The sequence below is a fragment of the Microbulbifer halophilus genome, from assembly GCF_026183675.1.
GTDB classification, from domain to species: domain Bacteria; phylum Pseudomonadota; class Gammaproteobacteria; order Pseudomonadales; family Cellvibrionaceae; genus Microbulbifer; species Microbulbifer halophilus.
The window spans coordinates 84,551-108,575 of the sequence record NZ_JAPIVK010000012.1 but is presented as its reverse complement, the minus strand read 5'-3'; the positions used below and the strand labels follow the sequence as shown (position 1 = coordinate 108,575).

General features: G+C 51.3%; 18 protein-coding genes. 8 read left to right on the top strand and 10 right to left on the bottom strand.

What is annotated here, in order from left to right; translation table 11 throughout:
- Nucleotides 1-55 precede the first annotated feature (55 nt).
- The 4 genes from OQE62_RS08380 to OQE62_RS08365 form a co-directional block, all read right to left on the bottom strand.
- Nucleotides 56-982, bottom strand: coding sequence for an ROK family protein (locus tag OQE62_RS08380; protein ID WP_265721567.1), 927 nt, complete (start codon nt 980-982; stop codon nt 56-58).
- 421 nt (nt 983-1,403) lie between these two features.
- Nucleotides 1,404-4,544 (bottom strand): efflux RND transporter permease subunit, encoded by a 3,141-nt coding sequence (locus OQE62_RS08375; RefSeq protein ID WP_265721566.1) that lies wholly within the window; start codon nt 4,542-4,544, stop codon nt 1,404-1,406.
- Nucleotides 4,537-5,619 carry an efflux RND transporter periplasmic adaptor subunit gene (locus OQE62_RS08370; protein WP_265721565.1) on the bottom strand — a complete coding sequence of 361 codons (1,083 nt, stop codon included), beginning with the start codon at nt 5,617-5,619 and terminating at the stop codon, nt 4,537-4,539. The genes OQE62_RS08375 and OQE62_RS08370 overlap by 8 nt, the downstream gene beginning before the upstream one ends.
- Nucleotides 5,620-5,740: 121 nt before the next feature.
- Nucleotides 5,741-6,340 (bottom strand): TetR/AcrR family transcriptional regulator, encoded by a 600-nt coding sequence (locus OQE62_RS08365; RefSeq protein ID WP_265721564.1) that lies wholly within the window; start codon nt 6,338-6,340, stop codon nt 5,741-5,743.
- 182 nt (nt 6,341-6,522) lie between these two features.
- Here OQE62_RS08365 and OQE62_RS08360 point away from each other — a divergent pair, with 182 nt between their 5' ends.
- The 8 genes from OQE62_RS08360 (at nt 6,523) to OQE62_RS08325 (ending at nt 18,928) form a co-directional block, all read left to right on the top strand.
- Nucleotides 6,523-6,921, top strand: coding sequence for a RidA family protein (locus tag OQE62_RS08360; RefSeq protein ID WP_265721563.1), 399 nt, complete (start codon nt 6,523-6,525; stop codon nt 6,919-6,921).
- 209 nt (nt 6,922-7,130) lie between these two features.
- Complete coding sequence (locus tag OQE62_RS08355) at nt 7,131-7,790, top strand: NAD(P)H-binding protein (RefSeq protein WP_265721562.1); 660 nt, start codon at nt 7,131-7,133, stop codon at nt 7,788-7,790.
- A 533-nt stretch (nt 7,791-8,323) separates the two neighbouring features.
- A complete protein-coding gene (locus tag OQE62_RS08350; RefSeq protein WP_265721561.1) occupies nt 8,324-9,745 on the top strand; it encodes an SMEK domain-containing protein in 1,422 nt (473 codons plus the stop codon).
- Nucleotides 9,735-11,177 (top strand): argonaute/piwi family protein, encoded by a 1,443-nt coding sequence (locus OQE62_RS08345; protein ID WP_265721560.1) that lies wholly within the window; start codon nt 9,735-9,737, stop codon nt 11,175-11,177. The genes OQE62_RS08350 and OQE62_RS08345 overlap by 11 nt, the downstream gene beginning before the upstream one ends.
- Nucleotides 11,178-11,433: 256 nt before the next feature.
- A complete protein-coding gene (locus tag OQE62_RS08340) occupies nt 11,434-12,075 on the top strand; it encodes a Shedu anti-phage system protein SduA domain-containing protein (protein WP_265721559.1) in 642 nt (213 codons plus the stop codon).
- Between the two features lie 66 nt (nt 12,076-12,141).
- Nucleotides 12,142-13,386 carry a hypothetical protein gene (locus OQE62_RS08335; protein ID WP_265721558.1) on the top strand — a complete coding sequence of 415 codons (1,245 nt, stop codon included), beginning with the start codon at nt 12,142-12,144 and terminating at the stop codon, nt 13,384-13,386.
- A 1,115-nt stretch (nt 13,387-14,501) separates the two neighbouring features.
- A complete protein-coding gene (locus tag OQE62_RS08330) occupies nt 14,502-16,136 on the top strand; it encodes a TIGR04141 family sporadically distributed protein (protein ID WP_265721557.1) in 1,635 nt (544 codons plus the stop codon).
- Between the two features lie 587 nt (nt 16,137-16,723).
- The gene (locus OQE62_RS08325) at nt 16,724-18,928 is read left to right on the top strand and encodes a hypothetical protein (protein WP_265721556.1); all 2,205 of its coding nucleotides are present in this window, start codon (nt 16,724-16,726) and stop codon (nt 18,926-18,928) included.
- A gap of 201 nt (nt 18,929-19,129) precedes the next feature.
- Here OQE62_RS08325 and OQE62_RS08320 read toward each other — a convergent pair whose 3' ends face one another.
- The 6 genes from OQE62_RS08320 to OQE62_RS08295 form a co-directional block, all read right to left on the bottom strand.
- Nucleotides 19,130-20,164 (bottom strand): IS481 family transposase, encoded by a 1,035-nt coding sequence (locus OQE62_RS08320; RefSeq protein WP_265721555.1) that lies wholly within the window; start codon nt 20,162-20,164, stop codon nt 19,130-19,132.
- 275 nt (nt 20,165-20,439) lie between these two features.
- On the bottom strand, nt 20,440-21,174 hold the full coding sequence (locus OQE62_RS08315; RefSeq protein ID WP_265721554.1) for a response regulator: 735 nt from the start codon (nt 21,172-21,174) through the stop codon (nt 20,440-20,442).
- A gap of 39 nt (nt 21,175-21,213) precedes the next feature.
- Nucleotides 21,214-21,786, bottom strand: a complete 573-nt coding sequence (locus OQE62_RS08310; RefSeq protein WP_265721553.1) for a hypothetical protein — start codon at nt 21,784-21,786, stop codon at nt 21,214-21,216.
- Nucleotides 21,787-22,052: 266 nt separating this feature from the next.
- Nucleotides 22,053-22,286, bottom strand: coding sequence for a hypothetical protein (locus OQE62_RS08305; RefSeq protein WP_265721552.1), 234 nt, complete (start codon nt 22,284-22,286; stop codon nt 22,053-22,055).
- Entirely contained in the window at nt 22,283-22,660 is a 378-nt protein-coding gene (locus OQE62_RS08300; protein ID WP_265721551.1) for a Tse2 family ADP-ribosyltransferase toxin, read from the bottom strand. The genes OQE62_RS08305 and OQE62_RS08300 overlap by 4 nt, the downstream gene beginning before the upstream one ends.
- Nucleotides 22,661-23,065: 405 nt before the next feature.
- Nucleotides 23,066-23,944 (bottom strand): LysR family transcriptional regulator, encoded by an 879-nt coding sequence (locus OQE62_RS08295; RefSeq protein ID WP_265721581.1) that lies wholly within the window; start codon nt 23,942-23,944, stop codon nt 23,066-23,068.
- Nucleotides 23,945-24,025: the final 81 nt, after the last annotated feature.

Sequence of the window (24,025 nt, the reverse complement as noted above, 5' to 3'; positions counted from 1 at the left end):
GTCGCCGCCGGTGCCGGGCGCCTGGCTGCTGGGCACACTGCTGATCGGCGGCCGACTAACCCGCCAACCTCTCCGCGGCAACCAAAGCCCCCACTTCGCCCGAGCGTTCACCGAGGGAGGGCGGCACTATGTAATCCTGCGGCGAAACCGCCGACAGTTCGGTGTAGCCGTTCATCAACGCCGCGAAGCGCTCGCGGATCATCGGCAAGAGTTGCCTCCGGGCCATGACACCGCCGCCGAGAATAATCCGCTCGGGCGCGTAACACAGGGTGAGGTTCATACACAGCATGGACAGATACTCCGCCTGCATCGTCCAGGCCGGGTGATCCGCCGGCAGTGTCTCGCCTTTCTGCCCCCAGCGGGCCTCGATGGCCGGCCCCGATGCCAGCCCTTCCAGACAGTCGCCGTGGTACTGGCAACAACCGGGAAAATGCAGGTCTTCCGCCGCGCGGGGCAGCCGCATATGGCCGACTTCCGGGTGCATGGCGCCGTTGAGCGGCCTGCCGTGCGCGACTATCCCGGCGCCGATGCCGGTACCCACGGTGACATAGACAAAATTGTCGAGCCCGCGCGCCGCGCCGAATGCCCCCTCGCCCCTCGCCGCGCCGTTCACATCCGTGTCGAATGCCACCGGTATATCCCACATGCGCTTGAGATGCCCCACCACATCGGTGTAACGCCAATGGGGTTTGGGCGTGGTGGTGATATGGCCGTAGTAGCCGGACTGTTGCTGCAAATCGACCGGCCCGAAACTGGCCACGCCGATCGCGCTCAGCGCGCCGTATTCGGCTTCGCCCTCTTTGAAAAACTCGACCACACGGGCAAAGGTTTCTTCGGGCGCAGTGGTGGGAAAACTGTTTCTCGCCCAGATCTCGTCCGGCGACGGCCCGATGGCACAATTGAAGCGGGTGCCGCCGCCCTCGATCCCGCCAAGGAGGCGGCTTGTGTTCCCTTTGCCGTTGTTCGCATTCTTGCCAGTCATCGGTACAGTATCCGTATGCTACCGAGCGGTGCGCGCGGCGCACCCTACGGTTGAATCCTCNTTCCCTTTGCCGTTGTTCGCATTCTTGCCAGTCATCGGTACAGTATCCGTATGCTACCGAGCGGTGCGCGCGGCGCACCCTACGGTTGAATCCTCTCAATTTCCCGGCAGGGGTAGGGTGCGCCGTGCGCACCAATCGCGAGTTGGTGCCGGCAGCAAATTCTCGGTGCGCACGGCGCACCCTACCGCCTGAAAGCTGTCCTCCCGGCAACGCCGAGTTCCAGCGCGGCAAGCGGGCCCCGGCACTGGATACCGGATCGAGTCCGGTATGACGAAAACAACAGCGTAGGGTGCGCCGTGCGCACCGGCCCTGGCCAAGTGCGGCCCGAAACATACCGGTGCGCACGGCGCACCCTACCCACTATCGCCCTGCAGCCGCCTGCAATTCCGCTTCGAGCCTGCCGCTTTCCACGGAGCGCGGTTTGTGGAAACGCCCCAGCCCCAGGTAAACCACCGGCGTCAGGTAGAGGGTAAACAGTGCGGCCAGGCCCAGGCCGCCGAACATCACCCAGCCGATGGCGGAGCGGGCCTCGGCGCCGGGGCCGCTGCTGAGAATCAGCGGCAGGCCGCCGAGTACGGTGGAGAGCATGGTCATCGCAATCGGCCGCAGGCGCACCTGCGCCGCTTCGGTAATCGCGTCGTAGACGCTGTGGCCGCGGTCGCGCAACTGGTCGGCGAACTCCACCAGCAGGATGCCGTTCTTGGCCATCAGGCCGATCAGCATCACCAGCCCGATCTGCGAGAAGATATTGACCGTGGTGCCGGTAAAGAACAGCGCGTAGACCGCCGCCGCCAGGCCGAAGGGCACGGTGGTCATCACGATCACGGCGCTGCTGATGCCCTCGAACTGGGCACACAGCACCAGGAATACCACCAGCGCCGCGATGGCGTAGGTCATGGCCACTTCGCGCGAGCTCTCCTCCAGGGTGTCCGCCTCGCCCAGGAACAGGATGCCGACATCGTCCGGCAGTATTTCGCTGGCCAGATTCCGCAACTCGTCGACGGCGCTGGCCAGCGGATAGCCGGGCTCCAGCCCCGCATCGATTTCGATGGCGCGGCGCTGGCCGTGGCGGTCGAGTTCGGCGGCCACGCTCTCCTCGCGCAGCGTGACCATGCTCGACAGCGGCAGCAGATCGCCGTTGTGGCTCTCCACATACAGATTGACCAGGTCTTCCGGGGAGGAAACCGTGGTGCTGGCCGCTTCCAGCATCACCGGCACCGCCTCGTCGCCGACATTTAAGTCCACCACATCCAGGCCGTCGACCACCGCGCGCAAGGTGGTGGCGATATTGTCCAGCGGCACACCCAGGTCCGCCGCGCGGCGGCGGTCGATCTCGATCGACAGTTGCGGCTGCGTGGGCCGGTAGCTGATGTCCGGCTGTTCCAGGTGCGGCATCCGGTCCTCGATGGCGCGCTTCATCTGCCGGGCGGCGTCGTAAATCCGGGGGTAGTCGTTGCCCACCAGCGCCACCTCGATGCCGCCCCCGCCGCCGCGCAGGGACAGGCTGTTGGGGCTGCTGACGCGGATGCGCGCACCGGGGATTTCCTCCAGCGGCCCGAGGATTTCCGCCGTCAGGGCCTGCTGCGACACGGAGCGATCTTCCCAGTCCGCCAGCGGCAGCGTGACGCGCGCGCGGTTGGGATCGTAGCGGCCCACTTCGGTCTGGATATCGGTGACGTCGCCGCGCGCCACCAGCGGCCGCACCACATTCTCGATATGTTCGGCCTGGCGGCCGATATAGTTCTGGCCCACACCATCCGGACCGGTGGCGTCCACGCGGATGACACCGCGGTCCTCCGACGGCAGCAGTTCCTTGCCCAGCCCCTGGTAGAGAAGGCCCGCACCCACCGCCAGCAGCAGCGCCACGGCAAAACTCAGCCAGCCGCGGCGCAGGCAGGCGGCCAGGCTGCGCCGGTAGCCCGCACCAATATGCCCGCCGATTTTTTCCAGGCGCGCGTAGAAAGGGTTTTTATCCGTGTCTCCGCCATTGCGGGTGATCCTGGCGGTGAGCATCGGCACCAGCGTCAACGCCACCACCGACGACAGCGCCACCGCCGTGGCCAGCACCAGGCCGAACTCGCGGAACATGCGCCCGGCGGTGCTGGGCAGCAGCGCGATGGGAATGAATACACTGATCAGCACGGCGGTGGTAGCCAGCACCGCGAAAATCACCTGCCGCGTACCCAGCACGGCGGCGGCGCGGGCGCCCATTCCCTGCCCCCGCAGGCGCTGGATATTTTCCAGTACCACAATGGCATCATCCACCACCAGGCCGGTGGCCAGCACGATCGCCAGCAGGGTGAGGATGTTGATGGAAAAACCCATCATCCAGATACCGGCGAGCGTGCCCACCAGGGCAATCGGAATCGCGGTACTGGGTACCAGCGTCGTGCGCAGCTTGCCGAAAAACAGCCAGATGGCCGCAATCACGATCAGCACCGTAAAGAACAGGCTGGTGACCACTTCCTTCACCGAACCGCGGATAAAGACGGCGCGGTCTTCGGTGACGGTGATATCGAGATTGTCGAAACGCTGGTTGAGGGCCGTCACCGCGCGGCGCACACCGTCGCTGATATCGATGGTGTTGCTCTGCGCCTGGCGTACCACACCCAGGCCGACCACCGGCCGGTCGTTCAGGTAAACCAGCGACTGCACATCCTCGGGGCCGAAGGATACGCTCGCCACATCGCCGATACGGACGTCGCCGCTGATGATCACATCCCGCACCTGTTCCTCGGTGACCGTGGACGCATCGGCGCGCACCAGCAGTTGCTGGTCCACCGACTGGAAACTGCCGGAGGGCACATCCAGCGGCGCGTCTTCGAGCACGTCGGCCACGTCGCTGACGGACAGGCCGAAACTCGTCAGGCGCAGCGGGTCCAGCACCACGCGCAACACCCGCTGGCGCTGGCCGAAAATGGGCACGTCGGCAACGCCGGGAATGGAGATGAGTTCGGGAATGATGTCCTTTTCGATGGTGTGGGTCAGGGCTTCGTCGCGCAGCTCGCCGCTGGTGACGGCCAGGTAGATGACCGGTTCCGGCCGGTCCGCGGCCTTCACCACTACCAGTTGCTCCACATCGTCCGGCAGCTCCCGCTCCGCCTGGCTCACCGCCTCGCGCACATCGGACGCGGCGGTATCCAGGTCGATACTCGAGTTGAACTCGATATGGATACGGAAGTTGTTTTCCTCACTGGAAGACTGGATATGCTTGACGCCGGACACACGCGCCACCGCCCCCTCGACGATGCTGGTCACCTCCGAGTCCATGGTCTCCGGCGAGGCACCGGGCAGCTCGCCGCGCACGGACACGATCGGCACATCCACATCCGGCAGCTCGCGCACTTCCACGGCACTAAACGCGGCGATACCGGCGATGGCGATCAGCAGGTTCAACACCAGCACCAGTACCGGCCGCCGGATGGCCAGCGATGCCAGGTCGTTGCGGTGGATATCCGCGGGGCCGCTTTCGACAGGCTTGTTGGGCGAATCGTCACTCATCGGCATACAGCCCCGTAATGTCGGCAACGGGCAGCCCCTCGCGCATGCGCTGGGTCCCCTCGGTCACCACCGACATGCCCTCGGGCAGATCCGAATCCACCAGGATGGCGCCCTGCAGCCGCTGCACCACCGTGGCGGGAACACGCTTGACCTTTTTCTCCTCGACCCCCCAGACAAAGGCGCCGTCGTTGCCCCACTGCAGCGCCACCTCTGGCACCACCGGATAGCGGCCCGCCACCAGCTCCATGATGACCCGGAAACTCATGCCCGGGCGCAGCCGATCTTCGCGGTTGTCTACCCGCGCGCGCACCGCGAAGGTGCGGGTCTGGGAATCGACACGGCTGTCGATATCCGTGATCTCGCCGGTATGTTTGGCGCTGCCGTTGGCCCAGGTGGCCACGGAGATCGACTGCCCTTCCTCTATCTGGCCGAGAAAAAGCTCCGGCACCTGGAAGGTGACCAGCAACCGGCTGCGGTCATCGATGGTGGTAATGGCGGTGGAGGGCGTCACCTGGGCGCCGGGGTCGAGATCGGTAATCCCCAGGGAACCGTCGAACGGCGCTTCTATGGAGCGGTGATCCAGGGCCACCTTGGCCCGCTCGAGACTGAGCCGCGCGCGCTCGACCGCACTGCGCGCATCGTCCAGCGCATTCTCGGTCACCGAGCCGGACTCCCTGGTGCGCTCGTAGCGGCTGTAGAGCCGCTTGGCATCCTCCAGCTCCACGCGGGCCAGGTCCACCGCCAGGCGCTGGTCGCGATCGTCCAGCCGCACGATGGCCTCGCCGGTCTCCACCCGGTCGCCGGCCTCGAAGAAAACCTCGACAACCTCGCCGCTCACTTCCGGATACAGAGTCACACTCTTGCCCGCCCGCGACGTGCCCACGGCCTCCACGCGCACCTTGCGCGGCTGCCAGTTCACGGCTTCCATAACCACGGGTTCGGCCATGGTCATTTCAGGTTTCGGGGCAACTTCACTCTCCGACTCGCAGCCGGCGAGAAGGCCCAGGGTCAGTACTACAGCGCCGATACCCGCGCCCCGAATCGGGGCAATGCGCCCTGCAATCGCTGGTCTCAAAGTGTCTCCAGTCAACGGTTGTGGTCATACCAATGGTGATGCCGTTTAGCTTACTGGTTCGCATTTGCGATTGCCATTGCGCCGGAGGGTCAAGAAATGTAAAGGCGACGCACTGGTCCGCTCAACCGGATTCCGATCGCAGCAACCCTTCGGCCAGGGACCGGAAAGCCTCCACCACCTTTTCAAATACAGCGCGGGGTTCGTCCGCAGCCGCTATCCAGAGCGCCGCGTTCAGCGCTGCGCCGTTCAGTAATCGGGCAGCCGCCTCGGCGTCCACCGGACGGACCGTGCCTTCGTCGATCAGCCCCTGGAGCGTTTCCATGGTCGTGCGCAGGCAGGCGTTCTGGTTGGGCCATTGCGAGGGATCGCCCAGCACCGCCGGCCCGTCCAGCAGCATGATGCGCTGGATTTCCGGCTCCAGGGCCATCTCCATATAAGCGATGCTCTCCTCCATGAACCCCAGCCAGGCGTTGTCCGCCTTCTCCCTCGCCGCGCGCATGCGGACGAGCATTTCCGCGTCCATCTGGTCGATCACGGCCTGCAGCAGTCCCTTCTTGCCGCCGAAGTTATGGTAGAGCGCGCCTCGCGTCAGCCCGGCCTCGGCGGTCAGGTCGTCCATGGACGACGCCGCATAACCTTTGGCCGCAAAGGCCCTGCGGGCGGCCTGAATCAGTTTGGCCCGGGTTTCTTCCACCATCTGGGCCCTTCGTTTCGCGGCCATTCTGCTCCCCTATCAATCGCATACGCGGCGTATGCCTATTGACATACGCCGCGTATGTAAGAATATACTGACATACGGCTCGTATCTTAATAAGGATATCGAGCCTGTGGAAGGCCGGAGATGCCGTATCAGGCGGTCGACCGGCCTCTCGAAACTCTTCTCTCACAACCGGAACTGAAACCATGACCAAGCGCGACGCTATTTTTCCTCCCGGCCGGCAGGCGCTCTACGACATCAACCGCTACTCTGCAGCCATCCGCTCCGGCGACTTCCTGTTCGTCTCCGGCCAGGTGGGCAGCCGCGATGACGGCTCACCGGAGCCCGATTTCCAACAGCAGGTCCAACTGGCCTTCCACAACCTCGCTGCCGTGCTGAAAGCCGCCGACTGCACCTTCGACGACATCGTGGACGTCACCACCTTCCACACCGACCCGGAAGCGCAATGGGATGCCATCAGTGCTGAGCGGCAGAAGGCCTTCGGCGAGCCGCCCTACACCAACTGGACCGCCGTGGGCGTGAACTGGCTGGCGGGCTTCGACTTCGAGATCAAGGTCATCGCGCGTATTCCATCGAACACGTGACGACACCCATCTAGTGGACCGTGCGCAAAGTTCTGTAACAGTTCGCGGCGCCAAAACGCCCAGCTCTGCGTTGAGAAAGCTTGAAATAGAACCACTATTCCAGCGCTTTCTCGCCTTGATCTGGACGCTTTGGCTGTGCTCCTTTGTTACACAACTTTACGCACGGCCCACTAGCGGAATCGATCAAACCAGACGCAGGAGCATCCGCAATGCACGTCTTTATCATCGGTATCACCGGCGGTATCGGCCGCCTGCTTGCGCAAAAATTGCAGTCACGGGGCGACCGGGTCCGCGGCCTCGTCCGCCGCCGTGAGCAGCAGGCAGAGTTCCAGCAGCAAGGAGTGGATGTACAGGTCGCGGACCTCGCCCACATGACTCCGCAAGCACTGGCCGACGCGTTCGACCATGCCGACGCCGTTGTCTTCACGGCCGGCTCGAACGGCGGTCGGCGGGAAATCACCAAAGCCATTGATGGCGACGGGGTGGAAAAGGCCATCGACGCAGCCCGCATCGCCGGCGTCCGGCGCTTCGCCCTGGTATCCGTGCTCCCGGAATCCTGGCGGGAAAGAGCGCTGGGCGACGACGTCGAGTACTACTTCGCCGTCAAGAAAGGCGCGGATGTGATGGTCAGCCGCAGCGACCTGGACTGGCTGATCCTCCGCCCATCGCTGCTGGTGGACGACCCCGGCACTGGTACCGTGTCACTGGGACCGGCGGAATTTCACGATCAGGTTGCTCGCGATGATGTTGCCAGCACGCTGGCTGAACTGCTTCATGAGCCGGGTATCAGCCGACAGATCCTGGAGCTCAATACGGGGACCGTGCCTATTGAAGATGCGGTGAGATGTCAAGCGATGAGGTATCGCTGAGAATTCAGTCGATTGGGTGGAAAGCCCATTAGATCGTACAAGCGCTATCGATTTTCGAGAGGTCCATTCGATAGCCTTGTGAAGATCCACAAATCACTTGAGGGAAGCTTACTCTCTCCACGGGGGGGGGCACCACACCCTGCCAGAGTCGCGATGCATTCCGGTGATTCTTACCGTTACTCGCCTACTTGATCAGAAATCATGCAGAAGCGCAAAATGACCAAAAGAGGACCGACATTTCGGCCCCGGCGACCGATATCTTGGGAATATGCCAAAACACTTCTGAAACTTTTTGGAAATCAATGTCTTGGGTAAACTTGGAAAACCCGGAATATCAGTCGTTGGGATTGATTACGGGAAATAACACGATAGTTCCAATACTGCGGAAACCTTGACGTGACGGGGAACTGAAGACATTCTTGTCGTTAATTTCAGCCTTGGATATGTTTCGGGGTGATATCGGTCGTGGGAAGCACGATATAGCTGTTAGCAAATAAAAATACATCGAAATTCATAGAACTGGAATAGTCTTTTTGAAGCAGATTGATATTGAAAATCAGTTACGAGAGGTTGTCAGCAGGTTGATAACCGAAGTTGATCTCGCAACAAGGCAGGGAAGGCTTGATGTTAACCTTATTTCTGAAGATGCCTGGATACCTATCCTGAAAGAGGTTTACCAGTGTCCAAATCTTGTGAATCTGAATAGGAAACACAAGAACTTCCCAAGCATTGATTTAGGGGATGAGCAGGATCGGGTTGCCTTTCAAGTAACCTCGTCCACAGACATTGCGAAGGTCAAATCGACCTTAGAGCAATTTAAGAAACGCAACTACAAAAATGCCTTTGACGAGCTCTATATTTTTATGCTGCGCTCGAAGCAGAAAAGCTACTCTCAGGATGCGATTAATAACGTCATCGGTGATGAAATTTGCTTCGATGCGAAGGAAAACATCATTGATCCTGGTGATATATTGAATCAAATCACCGGATTACGATTGCCGGCGCAAGAGAGAATGTTGCAGGAGTTTCGAGCAATACTCGGTGATGTAGAGACATCGGTCAAAGAGTTAAACGCGCCTGAGAATGCCCCATATATCTTAGTTTCAAACCTCATTGAGGTTACACCTCCAAATGTATTGTATGTGGCCGAATTGTGCATCGACGAAGAAAGCACAATTTCTGCCGCAAAGCGCGATTTAAATTACAAGGGGAAGCGCCCTAATAAGCATCTTTTAGTCCGGTTGGCATTACAGATTGCTGGGTTAGACTGTCATGGCTGGGCGGTATTTGAGAGTCGCATTTTCACGTTCTACGATATGGAACGTGAGTCTGCTTTCAGGTCCATAGTAGACGTTGGAAGTATCGAAGAGCTGACGACGGAAGATATTTCACAACATGAGCTCGTTGAATATCAAAATCTATTCAAGTATCTGATGAAAGATACTCTCCGGGATCAACTTCTAGCCTTCGATGTGAATTGGAGCAAGCAACAAAAGCAATTTTACTTTTTGCCTGATGAAAAAGACTCTGAGCAGAGAAGGGAAGAATGGGTAGGTAAAAAGCTCTCAAGAAGAAGAGTTTTTGAGAAGAAATACCAGACGAAAGACCCAACGAAAGTAGCCTTCTTTAAGCACTTGGCATTTGATATCTCATTTATTGATGTTGACTCACAGTGGTATTCCACCGTTACCCCTAGCTGGTACTACACATGGAATCTGTATAAACGCAATCGATTTCATGACGATCTTCTCTCAAAGCAGAAGCGTCTTGAGCATAACAACTCCGTTAGGGATCAAGTAAGATTCGTCGGGTATTTCCTTGCCAATAGCCGTAACGATAATGATATGATCACATTTGGCAAATTGGTCGAATTCCAATGTTTGTCCAATATTTCACTCGAAGAAAACGAGGAGCTGGAAGAAATGTTGGAAGAGGAAGATGTCAGTGCAGATTAAGATCCTTGATGAGCCAAATCTGGAGTTTGCCAATGGAGCACATATCTGCCCGAAGGCAGGCATTGAAACACTTGGCGTGTATGACAAAAACGATGAGTTCCGGCAAAGCGAGTTGAGACTGGGAGTCGTTGGGCGCGGGGAAGGTGTCGATCTGTTGGATCTCTGGATAGCAAAATGCCAGGAAGGAATCGAAGGTAAAGAGTCAAAATATTCCAATCTTTTCAGAGGTTTCGGGGGGTTCACACAGCATCATGGATTCTATGCGAAGTTCTTATATGGTCCGACGCTAACTAGAACTATTCAAAAGTCAGAGTTAAATAAGACACTGAAAATCGAATCCAGGGAACAGCGAGTCAAGGTATGTGTTGATCTGTACTTTGATCAAATCCGATTTCTTGCCGAACACCGACCAGTGGATGTCATCATTTGCGTCATCCCAAATGACATGTTCGATGCTTTGACCAAGAAAATGGGAAAGGAAGAAGATCCAGAGAACTATGATAGCGACTCTGACGATGATAAAGCCAAGAGTTCATTGGAGCATAACTTCCGCCGTCTTCTGAAAGCGAAAAGCATGCATTTGGGAAAACCGTTACAACTTGTTTTAGAGAAGTCATTGTCCATTGATACCGGCAATAAAGGACAGCAGGATGATGCGACTAGAGCATGGAACTTTTGTACGGCACTTTACTACAAGGGAAACAAGACAATTCCTTGGCGATTGGTGGAGGAAACACATAAACCTAAGACCTGCTATGTCGGAATTGGATTTTATAAAAGTCGTGACAATGAGACCGTATCGACCAGTTTGGCACAGGTCTTTGATGAGTTTGGTCATGGAGTAATTCTCCGGGGCTCTCCAGTTCAGTTAGATAAAAGAGACCGACGACCTTACATGAACGAAGAGCAAGCGTTCGAGTTGTTGATGAACGCTTTAAATGAGTATGACCACGCTTTGATGCAAATGCCTGCGCGGATTGTTATTCATAAGTCCAGCAACTTCCGGGAAGAAGAGATACGGGGTTTTACCAGAGCAATAGAAAACAAGGGTATACGAATGAAAGACTTCGTAACCATTATGGAGTCCAAAGTACGGCTCTACAGCTACGAACAGTATCCCCCCGTGAGAGGAACATTGCTGTCACTATCGGAAAGCAAGGCTATTCTTTATACGAAAGGAGCTGTCAATTTTTACAAGACTTATCCGGGGATGTATGTTCCGTCCCCACTCGAAATCAGGGCTTTTGAACACGACTCCTCGTTGGAAGATTTATGTGAGGAAGCACTTGGGCTGACCAAGATGAACTGGAACAATACGCAATTTGACGGACGGTATCCGATCACACTGGAATGCTCGCGGAAAGTTGGGGAAATCATGAAGTATGTTGAGGCAAATGAGAAACCTCAGGTTAGCTATAGCTTTTATATGTAGCATTTTCCCTACCCCCGGCCTTGCTAACGAAGCATTGCAGCGGACGAGCCGCTGAATGCGACGTTCAGGCTGTAGAAAAACTCGAGCAATCCCGAAGCAGGTAAATTTTCCGTGCGGAGAGTGCCCTGAAATGCTTTTCGCAATGCAGAACTGGCCCAGAATTCACGTAGAATCGCGATTTTTTGGTGAAATATGAACAGAAAAAGAGGCCGGAGTTTTTCTACAGCCTCGTTAGCTTTCAACTGGAAATTGTGCTGTGAGTGAATATATTCATCCAAATGATTTTAAGAACTGGCTTGACGCACAGTCGGGGGAGCGTGGGGCGTTAGAGTTTTTTTCTAATCGCCCTCAAACGCTATATTGGACGTTTTGCAGAGCAGGCGGGCATTGTCGATTTCTATTCAAAGAGTTTCCACTTGGAAGCCAATATAAAGCTGACTTCGTAATCCTGAATTCATACTCTGGTGTATGGGAAGTCATGTTCATAGAAATGGAACCGGTTGACGACAAGGTTTTTACGCAGCAAGGAGTACCGTCAAAGCGCTTGGCAGGTGCAATTAAGCAAGTTGATGATTGGGCTGAATATTTCGATATGCACAAGAGCCAAGTCAGATCAGAATTAGTGCGATGGGCAAAGAGCAAGGATCTTCTTGGTTATTCATCAACTGATGTCATAAGCAATATGTCTGGTGATTACTTGGCAGACCCTGAAAGCTACCTAAAAGAGAGCTTTCATATCGTAGTTGGCAGGCGTGACAACATTAGCCGTGCGTCTCACAAACGAAAGGCAACTTATACATCGAAGCATGGAATTGAGATCGTTTCTTATGATCGAATTAAAGACTTGGTCGATATAAGGTATCAAAATTCTGAACCGTGGATTCGTGAGCAGAGCTAACAAGAACAGGCAAGTCGACACCAAAATCGGCGCGCTTGCTGCTAGCGCTAGCTTTCAGAGGGATGTATGAAAGAGTTTGAGATTGGGTTAGAAGAAACCTCAAAATTTGAGGTTGATGAATACCTTTCAAAACAAGAATCAGGAAAAGTTGAAAATTTTCTTAGAATAGCGACTCCAAAACTAATCGATAAGGTACTTGAAAACTCCAAGGAAGCTACGTTACGTAAGATTTCTAGCGAAGTCAAAGTAGATGTTTTGAAGCGAGCATTGGGTGTTGCGTCCGAAAAGTCATTGAGATGGTATGTTCAGGCATCGTCGTTAAGCTCCTTGAAGAGAATTTCAGCAGCAAGTCCAAACTCTTTAATTGAAAAACTTATTGATGTCGCTGCTGATCAGAAGCGACGCGAAACAATTCTAAAGTCTCTGCCTATACAGCGACGCCAACAATGGGAAGATTATATAAGAAGGGAGAGAAAAAGGTCTAAAGAGCTAAGGGAAAGCGCAACACAGGCTGAGGAGTCTTTGGTTGAAGAACGAAAGCGTATAGCTGACGATCTTTCCTCGGCTATTAAATCAAAGGAAGAGGCTCTAGCTGAGGCTGAACAAGTAGCGAACCTAAAACAGAAGCACTTGGACGACGAAATAGCCAATGCAAAGGAAAGGCTAAACTCCCTGCTCAGCGAGACTTCTGAGAGAGAAGAAGAATTAAAGAAGCAAGAAGAAAGTTTGGCGCAAAGAATCAAACAGCTGAATGAGGAACATCAAAAGCAGGTTCAACAGCGCATAGAAATAAAAGTTCCAGAATACGTAAGTGCTGCAGTAAAGGTGCTAGAAAATCTAGAGAACAAGTATAGAGAAAAAGCTAGAAACTGGAGCATACATGGTACGGTGGTACTGATTGCTGCCGTAATAGTTACAGTCGCGATATCCATTCTGGGCACGGGGATAATTGATAAAAAGGCTGAAGAGATAGGTTGGCCCCTTTTAATTTTTATGTCTTTTAAAGGGCTTGTGGTATTAAGTGTTCTTGGGTTATGGGCTAGACACGCATTTACTGTCAGTAATGCTTACATGCACGAAGCGATCAAAAGATCTGACAGGGCTCACGCAATAAATTTTGGAAAGCTATACTTTGAAATATACGGTAATGCAGTGGACAGAAGTGAGCTGGTTGAGATATTCGAAAATTGGAATATAGCCAGTGAAAGCGCGTTCAGTAAAATTAAGATAAAAGAACAAGATATTCAGGTTGTTGAACAAATCAAAGAACTTGTCAAAGTTATCAAGCAGGCTGAAGGTAAAGAAACCTAGTGTCAAACTTGACAAGGCGCTGCTGAGGGACAGTTTACTTTATGCACCTTTGTGTGGCTCGCTGCGTTCGCATTCTCACACAAAGGCGCATAAAGTAAACTGCTCCAGAGCGCAACGTTATTTGCGACATGAAGTCATATAAATTTCTGTTACACACTCTGAAAAATTACAGGAGGTCATTTCTCAGAACAATGTAACCCGATGTTCTGCCATCGGTTTCCTACCGGCACATGCGCGGGGAGTAATTTCCGGGTGTTAAGCTGTCGGGACAATGTAACCTATGGGCTCTGCCCGGGAGAGAATAACCGCGAGGCATTCTCAACTCTGCCAGCACTAGGACGACAAGGGGCAGGAATGGATAGTATGGTCAACCCAGGTGAACTGCTGCACTCCCGTTACGCGCAAGAAGCCAAAGGTGCTGACAGGCTGGTGGGCTTATAACGTCTCGCCACGCAGATATCGCTCCACCGGAGGACGGGCAGGACCTAACCTATCCCGAGATTTATATGGAACACGATGACCCCGTATCGTACCGGACAACCGGAAAGCGAACCGTGAGGCGAGCCGATTGCGGTGCGGGTGTAGGAGGCTGGAAGAAGCGAATGCCGCGCTGTAATGGCACGGATACGGGTTCCAACTTTGCCCGGCGCGAAAGCGAGCAGACGTCCAGCTGGTGCCTCATCGCGAGAGAGGCTGGAGAACCGGTTTTGCGGGGGAAAGCAAAACGGCGTACGTGGAGCACCCGGAAACGGACAGGCCGCGTTCCAGTGCCGGTGCGCCCCCAGCGGGAACGGCGAGCCAGACCGACAGGCCAGCAATGGCCATCGAGACAGCCCGTTGCATGTTTTCCGGCTGCAATTGCGTATCGTGAAGGCGGTTTGGCAAGAGCGTTACAATGATATCCAGGTACATCAGCGGCTCACCATATTGCAGGGCGCACCTTGGCGTCGTAAAGTGCAGGACAACAATGATAGCGAGCTTAACCACCGGGTTCAATCAGAGCCTTTGAAGGGCTTGAACCGTATGCGAGGAAACCTCGCACCTACGGTTCTTAGAGAGCTAGAAATCGGTGACGGCTCCTGGCTACTCGGCGGATCAGTAAGGAGTTAATTTCAGTGGAAGAGAGAAAGCCATACGTATATTTGAACGCATTCTTGGCAAAGGGTGAGCATGCTTCTCTACAAGCATCCGACTTCCTAAAAGGAGCATATCAGGTGAACGCTTATGATCTAGACAATAAGCATGAACTTGAAGGAAAGCTATTCGTAAAAATACCTACAGAAAAGAAGCCCAAATGGAGTGCATTTACCGAGAACATTACAGGCACTTCACTCGATGAACTTGCTAATCGCTCTAGTTCTGCAGTTCTTATTATAAAAACAGCAACGGCTACAATGGCTTTTACCTTCGGATATGGTCGATTTTTGATAGACACAAAATATTTTGTTCATGACTTTGGAATCAAAACTGCACTCAATACACTTAATCATGACAGCTTGCGCAGCGTTGACCTATTCACGTTAGAAGATCAAGCCGTACAGAAGAAGTCACAAGCATCGAGAGAATCAGCGATCGGCGTTTTTGGTATTGATATTTCCAGAGATGTTCTGCGGGCTGTTACTGGATCGCCAAAAACTGGCGTGAACTTAAAAAGTATTTCAGGCGGTGATTCTGTATACTCCTTTGCTACAGAAATTAATGTCGATGAAATATCAAGCTTGGTGGACTTGCTTTCTAGCTACTATAGCAACAATTCATATAAGAGTGGATTTTCATGGGTTGACAATATTAGGAAGGTTAAAGAAAGGTCAGAAATCGATAATCTGGATGAAAAGTTACTTGAGAAGATTAAATTAAAAAGTTCTGATATAACTATCACCCTTCCTGAGATTGTTCAATGGGATGCAATTTATGGATTTAGCTTTACTCGCTCTAAGAGCTCAATAAAGCCAACAATTGAGGCGGGTGAGTATCTTGGCAACTTAAATACTGCATCGGTTTCAATTGATTCAATCAAACGCGATCGGCTGTTTGTATATGATGTTTACGAAAACGAGTCAGAACATCAAATATATAAATGCATTTATTTTGAACATAAAGAACCAAATAAGACTTATATTTTGTTCGCAGGATTATGGTATGAAATTGACAATAGTTTTATGTCAAGAATTGATGCGGTCCTTGCCAAAATAAATATATCAACCTTGACATTCCCAAAAGTTTACGTATGGGAAGAAAATAAAGATGGGGAGCTAAAATCAAAAATTGAAACCGAAGGCGATTACAACGCAAGGGTTGCTAATAATCACTCTTACCACTTGCTCGATAAGAAACTAATAAAAAGTAATAGAACAACTTCGCCTATCGAACTTTGCGATTTAATGACCAATAGCAAACAGTTTATTCACGTGAAGCATAGAAAAGGAGGTTCGGCTGGTTTAAGTCATTTATTCGCCCAAGGTAGTGTGTCTGCTGAGATTTTACTTGGTGATAAAGAGTTCAGAAAAAAAGCAAGAACAGTTTTGAGACGACTAAGCAGTGGCTTGCAGGATAGTGTCCCGCTTGATAACTTCAAAAGTGATGGAGTTGAGGTCGTCTTCTTGATTTTAGGTGAGGACTCATCAATCTTAAAGAGTAATTTACCATTCTTTAGCAAAGTTAATCTATCGAAGGCATTTGAAAATCTTTCTCAAAGGGGATTTAAGGTAACCATATCGGGTGTTGGCACGGAGCCAAAACCAAATGCATAACAAGTTTCTGCACTTGGAAAAATTGCTCGCTATGCTCCCAATTTTCCGGTGAGAAAGCGTTATACGTAAAAACCATGAAGCAATTTTAAGATTTGTCAATAAATATTTTATCAGCATATTTAGTCCTAAAGAATTTTGGAAATACCTTACCTCTGTTCCTTACACCAAAATCCTGGGGCAACGGCGAACCACTCCCTGTTACTCCTGTTATTGGATGGGTAGTAGTTCCGCCGGTTACTGGCATAATCCTTTGGGCCTTGGCTCCCTAAATAGCTCATAAGACGATCAGTTCAAGCGAGGAGAGTGCTGCTATTTCCGAGAAGGGACTGGTTGTGGCTGGCACATTTCTCATAGGGATCTACTGGACTCTAAAGTCTGTGAGAGTTATCGTTGGTGAGCTTTTTGCTATGGACACTGTAAATTACGAGTATGCCGCTGCTCTTGTAATTTCGATCTCCCTGATTTTGGGCGGCAAGTTTGTTGCGACCGTGTACCGCAAGTTGCGGACTGCTGGCACCAGCGTATAACCAAGTGCTGTACCAGACGACCAACGCTATTGCAGGTTTCGTTGACTAGAAAGGATGGTCATGAATAGAAAATTTTTTGAGTTAGCTTTGGAAAGGCTCCGCCCATCTGACTGGGAGCATTTTGAGGAATTGAGCTCAGCATTCTTGTCATCAGATTTTTCATCTTTAAGAACAATGGCAAGTCCTAGCGGTGATGGAGGGCGCGATTCAGAGCTTTTTTCTCCCATCGGTGATAGCACCATTGCCGTTCAGTACTCCGTTACGGGGGACTGGGAGAGAAAAGTAAAGAATACTTTTGATCGAATTTCGAAAGCGCTCTCGGGTGTGAAAGTTTTAATATACATGAGCAACCAAGTGGTTGGAGCAAAGGCCGACGATCTAAAGAGAAAAGGAACTTCTGATTACGGTATTTTTTTAGATGTTAGAGATAGAAATTGGTTTTTGGAACGATATGAGGCTGATGATAACAAATATGAAGCTGCATTCTATTTGTCTGATTTAATAGCCCGTCCATTTTTAGAGGGAGAAGAACTAATTGAAAAAAAACGGCCCGCGCTGACCTCAGTGGAGGCCAAAGCTGCATTAACCTACATTGGACTCCAATGGGAAGATGAGTCCACGGATAAAGGGTTAACGAAAATAGTGTATGAGGCATTAGTACGATCCGCATTAAGGCATACAAAATCAGATAAAAGACTTTCAAGAGACGAGATCCACAGCCGGATTTTTACATATATTCCATCCAGCATCTCCAGTGAAAGTAAAACTTATATCGACTCTGCATTGAGAAGATTGTCAGAAAAACGAAAAGGAATTCTCAAGTATTGGCCTACCGAAGATTCATTTTGTCTGTCCCACCAAGAATCACAGAGAATTCATGTTAAATTATCTGAAACAGAGATTGAAGAATCAGATTTTTTAAATGAAGTCAGTAGGCTGGTAGAAAATGAGAAAGAAGAAAGTGATGACTTTGAGGAACAGGATATCCCTGAAATAGCTGAGAGAGTTGTAAGAATTGTCGATCTTTTTTTGGTGAAGTCTGGAGAATCTTTTGCTTCTTCTGTTGTTTCAGGAAATATTGAAATAACTGACGCTAATCTATTGAAAGACACAATATTTAATGATTTGAACGATCATCCTAGCGAAAATAAATATGTAGGAAGTTTTCCAGACATCGCAATAAACGTAGTCACACGAATTCTTTCTTCAAATAAAGAGTCTATAAACAAGCACTTAAAAAAGGTCTCCGATACATATACTTTGTTTTCTTTTTTGCGTGAAACACCTGATATTCAAAAAGTAACCAAGAAGATATTTAATCACGCCAAGATATGGCTCGACACAACCGTTATTCTTCCCCTTTTGGCAGAAGCCTTTACGCCAGACGAAAATAGAAAAAAATTCACTACTATTGTTAACTCGTTGAGCTATGGTGGTGTCAATATGAGAGTGACGGAAGGAGTTATTAAAGAAATTCTTCATCACATAAGAATTTCCGAGAACTGCTCAAGGCATAAGCCGAATGAATGGCAAGGGCGCATTCCTTTTTTATATTATCACTATTTAGAATCAGGCGCCCCGCCTTCAGCTTTTTCAAGCTCTGTCGAAGTTTTTCGCGGGAATAGCAGGCCGGAAGATGATGTTTCTCAGTATTTAGAAATACAACATGGGATTATAGTTGAATCTCTTGAAAATCCATCCCTAAAGGTGGCCGACGATATTCGGCATACAGTCGAATTCTTATGGCGAGAGGCCCATAAGAGAAGAAGAAGCAATAATTCATCTGATATAGATCCCGCGGTTACTGACACATTAATACAACATGATGTCGAGAGTTATCTTGGCATAATCGGGTTAAGGGCAGAGGAGCATGTAAGCGACCTTGGCTATAGACATTGGTGGCTCACTATCGACAGCTTGGCCTGGAGAATCAGAAATACCTTAAAACAAGAAATTGATCCACCACCAATGTCTCCACTGATATCATTAGATTTTCTCGCTAATAGTCTTTCATTTGGGCCTGCTCGAGGAAGTATAGATAGGACTCACGAACAGCTTTTGCCAGTAGTTTTAGATATGGATTTTGCTGAGCACATGCCTAGAGAGCTTCTGGAAGTTGCAGAGCGTGTGAGGCGCGAAAATGAGGGGCTTCCCGAGCATATAATAAAGAGAAGAGTAAGGGATGAATGTGACAAAATGCGTAGAAGATACGGAACCATTACACAATCTGAAGTCGAAGCTGAACAGGGCACTGCACGCGGATAGATTAGTCACAGCGCTCCTAATTTACCGGTGAGTACGACGTTCAGGCTGCAGAAAAACTCTTAAAAACCAGCGTTTTTTGGTAGAATTTGACTCTCAAAGGGAGGTCGTATGCCAAATTTCAGAAAATACAGCTACAGTGTAGTAGTCCAGACTTGATCTGACAGTTACCGGTTTTTCAGAAGGTGCTCTGTCAGGTCAGGTTCAGTTTACGAACTTTTCCAACCAGATCTTCTTGCCGTCTTCAAGAGTTTGCAGCGGCGTCCGGCCACAGCACTTCTTGCCCTGATGGGTGCGGTCATTATTGTAGTACGCGAGCCATTCATCCAGATCTTTCTGCAGCTCTTCAAGCGATCCGTATATCTTACGCCGTAACGACGGCTGATAGAACTCCTGCAGGATGGTTTTGTGGAAACGCTCGCAGATACCATTCGTTTGCGGGTGACGGGCTTTCGTTTTCGTATGTTCGATCTCATTCACGCTCAGATACAACTGGTAGTCATGCTGTTCGAGTTTGCCGCAATACTCGGTTCCACGATCGGTTAGAATACGTAGCACCGGGAGTTCGTGAGCTGCGTAGAACGGCAAGACTCGGTCATTCAGGAGGTCTGCTGCAGTGATTGGCGTTTTGGTTGTGTAGAGCTTGCAGTGCGCTACTTTCGCATAGGTGTCAACGTAGGTCTGCTGGTATACACGACCAACCCCTTTGAAAGTCCCTACGTAGAACGTGTCCTGGGAGCCCAGATAGCCTGGGTGTTGGGTCTCAATCTCACCACAGGCCTCATCATCGTGACGCTTGCGCTCCAGCGCCTGCACCTGCGATTCCGTCAGGATCAGGCCTTCTTCCGCCACCTTGGCTTCCAGCGCTTTCAGGCGCAGTTTGAAGTTGGCTAGATCGTTCCGTAGCCAGATACTGCGAACGCCACTCGGAGAGACAAAGACACCGCGCTTGCGCAGTTCGTTAGATACCCGCACCTGCCCATGAGCAGGCTCCTCAAGGGCGTACGCCAGTACTGCCTCCTCAACACCTGAATCTACACGATTCTTGCGATTTGGCACCCGCCGGTTCTTCTCCAGCAGCGCCTCTACGCCACCATCTGAAACGGCCTCTTTGTACCGGTAGAAGGTGTCCCGAGAGACGCCCAGCATCTTGCAGGCCTTGGAGATGTTACCGAGCTCCTCGGCTAGATTTAGCAATCCGGTCTTGTGTTTGATGATGCGATCGTTAGTATGGATCATGGGGTTTATCCTTGGTTTTGGTTTCAGGTTTGGTCACCTTCATCAAAACCGGTAAACCCCTTCTTTTCAAGGGGGTTGTCAGATTTGGTCTGAACTAATCCAGCTACAGCCAGGTCGTCATGGTCGTCATCAACTTCGAAGACCAGCTCAGCCCGGCACTTTAGAGTTCACACTTCACCGCTTGAGCGTCAGCATAACTCCTTGATTCGACAGTTACCGGCCTTTCAGAAAAACCCTGTCAGGCCAACTCTTAGCCACTACAAGTAACCTTATAATCATTCATCGGAAGCATACCTTTCGGCTGGACTGCTGTACTTTTCTACACCCTCATTCTCTTTCCAAATTTCTTCTTCCAGCTCTTCTGGAAGAAGCATATCCTTTGTCACATAAAGGTTAGCCTTGTAAAGCTGGCAGCGACCAGGCTCCGAAGGTGATCGGTCTATAAACTCAGAAATCTCCTTTCCTTCACCAATAAGGTCGTGAGAAATCTTATTCTGTATATTTTTATGTACAACAAAGGAGTGATCCAAGCCCACAAGCTTTAGCTTGGTAAGGCTTTGCTTTCTAAGCTCTCTCAACTCCTGCATTTCCTTGGGATTCATTGTCCTGCCTTCTATAACTAAAATTTCATCTTCCCCAAACTTTACCAGCAATGGCTTTACAGATAAATCCTTAATCACCTCGAATAACCGTCCAGGGGTACAGGGCTTCTGGATAAAATCATCCATTCCCGCAGATAGACACTGATCTCTGTAGCCGGGATTGGCTGTGACTGCAACTATCGGAAAGTATGGAAGCTCTCTTCGAATAAATCGTGTCGCTTCAATGCCATTTACTCCCGGCATTTCCACATCCATCAAACAGAAGTCGTATCTTCCCCTGCTCTTCAATGCATAGTTGACAGCCTCCTCTCCATCTGAAGCCAGATCGAAATCGAAGTTCCATTTACTCATCAACGCACGATCGAATACTTGTATGGCTGGATCATCTTCGGCTATCAGTATATTCATTGATCTTGTCTTCCCTGAACTAACGAGATGTGAATTCTACTACAACGGACTTGTCTCCAGGTCATCGCGTATCTCAATTCCTTTCAATCCGTATTCTTCGACCAGGCTTTTGAAACGTTCATCACAGTAGAGAGATCGGAACAAATCAAAGTCAGTCTTAAATACGGGGGAACCGGCTATATCTTTCGGATTGAAATCGAGACTGATGATTCCTTCTTGGAGTCCATCGACAATTTTTCTTTCGCTTTTGGATTCGTCGGCCGGCTTGGTAGTGCGGCAATTGAAAACCCGATACTGCTGACCTTCGCAGGGCGCACTCAAAAACTCACCATAGGGAGACAATACCGATCCCAGAACATCATAGGCTTTGTTGTTCAAGACCAGACGGCAACTAGTCCCCCAGGTGGTTATGTCGGGATGATCGCTGACGACCACCTCTCCATCTGGCGGTTCAAAGCGAGCATCGAAGTCATCCCACTTTTCCGAGATGGACATATCTGTTTTTGTAAATTTTGAGTAAGTTTTCCGGCCCAGGATTTTCAGAACCTTCTCCATGTCCAGCTCAAACCAGCCGTAAGTATCTTTATCAGCCTTGATCCGGTAGTGGCTCATAATCCTAAACGCTTTCTGCTTTTCTGAGTCATGGTATCTATAATGTCCCGAAATAACGGTCCTCAGATTTGAGACGGCCTAGATACAGTATTTTAAGCTGTCACTCTTGGAGTGATGATAGCAATTAGTGAAACAAGAAAGCGCAAGACCGATGTTTGTCAAAAAAGTTGTCGCGTCCACTGATCAAGTGGCCTCAGGTCTCTAACTTTCAGCCCAAGGGTGTACACGACTGTCTGAGTCTCACAAATATCAGATAAAATCTAACCTCACAACGCCTCTCGCGAGAAATTGACTATATTATCTCCGTACATATCAATTGCCCTTTTTTTAAGAGGCTTAAGAAGCAATCGCACTTCAATAAGATCATTCCCAACGTCGGAAATCTCATCTTCGTCTTCAGATGATTCACAGATCCTTGCCATTTTTTGCTCAAGCTCAGTGAGCGCCTCCAGAACGATTTTCAGTTCTGACTCCGCTAAATTCACTTCAAAATTTTTCATACAACCTTACCTTCTTTCTTGAATACCCGGGTAGCGGAGAGAGCCATTTCCTCCAATAACCCTTTGTATTTATCCAAAGGCATATTCTGAGCTGGTGAAATGCAGTAGTGATGTGCCTTGTCTTGGACCATCTTCAGTCCCACTGGCGGTCTGGTATTTGGGGAAAACTTCCAGACCCAACCCGTCATTGGCGATTCATTAATGCCATCAATATCAAACACACTGATCCCTTTGCCGTTGGCAATAATCATATTAATTCCATTAACCTCCATTGTATCGACATCTCTCGGACGAACATTGGAAAGCCGGGGGCTTGTAGAATTTCCCAACCTGAATAATTCCTCGGGCAGTATGTAAAACTCCTTTGGGAACATGGTGATCTCCTTTTCATAGTTAGAAAGTGACGACTTAAATCATGGCCTGAAATTCCAACTCTTTATCCCCCATATCTAAAGGGTAGATTGATGTCGGTCACTCAATCCATCAAATCTATAGGTAGGACCCGGTCACTCTGGGCCTATATTGATCAACTGTTGACCGCTGATATTCACGGCAACCATGATACCGGATGGAGATATGCACCCAAAAGCCCTACTTCGCCCCAGCTATATCAAAACCTGACACTCCTCGCGCTTTCAGCTTTTCACTCAGTATCAGTACCTCCCCGTCTTCCAGAAAGCCGACCAGATCTTTACTACGATCAGACCCGATACCGGGTAACTGCTGCCATTCCATTTCACTACGCGCAGCAAAGCCGGAAAATGTAGCATCATTATCCGCTAAAGCGGTACGTCTTTGAGAGCATCGACCAGCACCCGCGTCAACATCGATTGATGGCGCATCCGTGGATAAAGAAGCGTGATGGGTACTTCCCTAAGGGGACAATCTGCCAATACCCGCACCAGCGCGCCGCTTTCCAGGTGGGGCCGGGCCATGGTTTCCGGAACAAGGGTTACGCCCAATCCATGCAGGCAGGCATCGAGACTGGCGCCGATACTGCCGGCCGATACTTTCCAGTTGCATCGATACACTTCGCCATTGGCAAAACTCCAGTGACGACGGCCGCTACTGGACACGATAGTGGGGAGATGGTCCAGATCGGCAATGGATTCCGGCACCGGATACTGTGCCATGCAATCGGGGCTCGCCACCAGCAGTTGCCGCGCCCTGCCGATCACCCGACCGATAAGTTCAGAGTCCTCCGGCTCTCCCATGCGGATGGCGAAGTCGATGCCTTCCCGGACAATGTCCACCAGGGCATTGGTGAGCACCAGATCGAACCGCAGGTTCGGATAGCTTCTGGCCAGGTTCCAGATTACCGGAGCCAGGTAGTGCTCACCAAATATCACCGAAGTGCTGATGCGAACCAGCCCACTCGGCGCCTCCCGCTGTTCCCGGACCTCCGTCACCGCTTCCCGGGCTTCATGCACCAACGGCCGTATGCGCTGCAGGTGGCGCTGTCCCATATCGGTCAGGGATAGCGAGCGCGTCGAACGCCGAAACAGCGTGACTCCAAGTACCGCTTCATAGCTTTTCAGCCGACGGCTGACGGTAGCCTTGGGAAGGTTGAGCTGCCTACCGGCCGCCGTCAGGGAACCGGTTTCCGCCACGGCGACGAAGACCGCCATTCCGTTCATGTCCAGCGGTGACTGTTCCATTTTCAATACAATCCTGTTTCATCTATAAGGATTACGTTCCAGATGGTAACACCCTAAGCTGGCCCCTACACTGAAACTGCT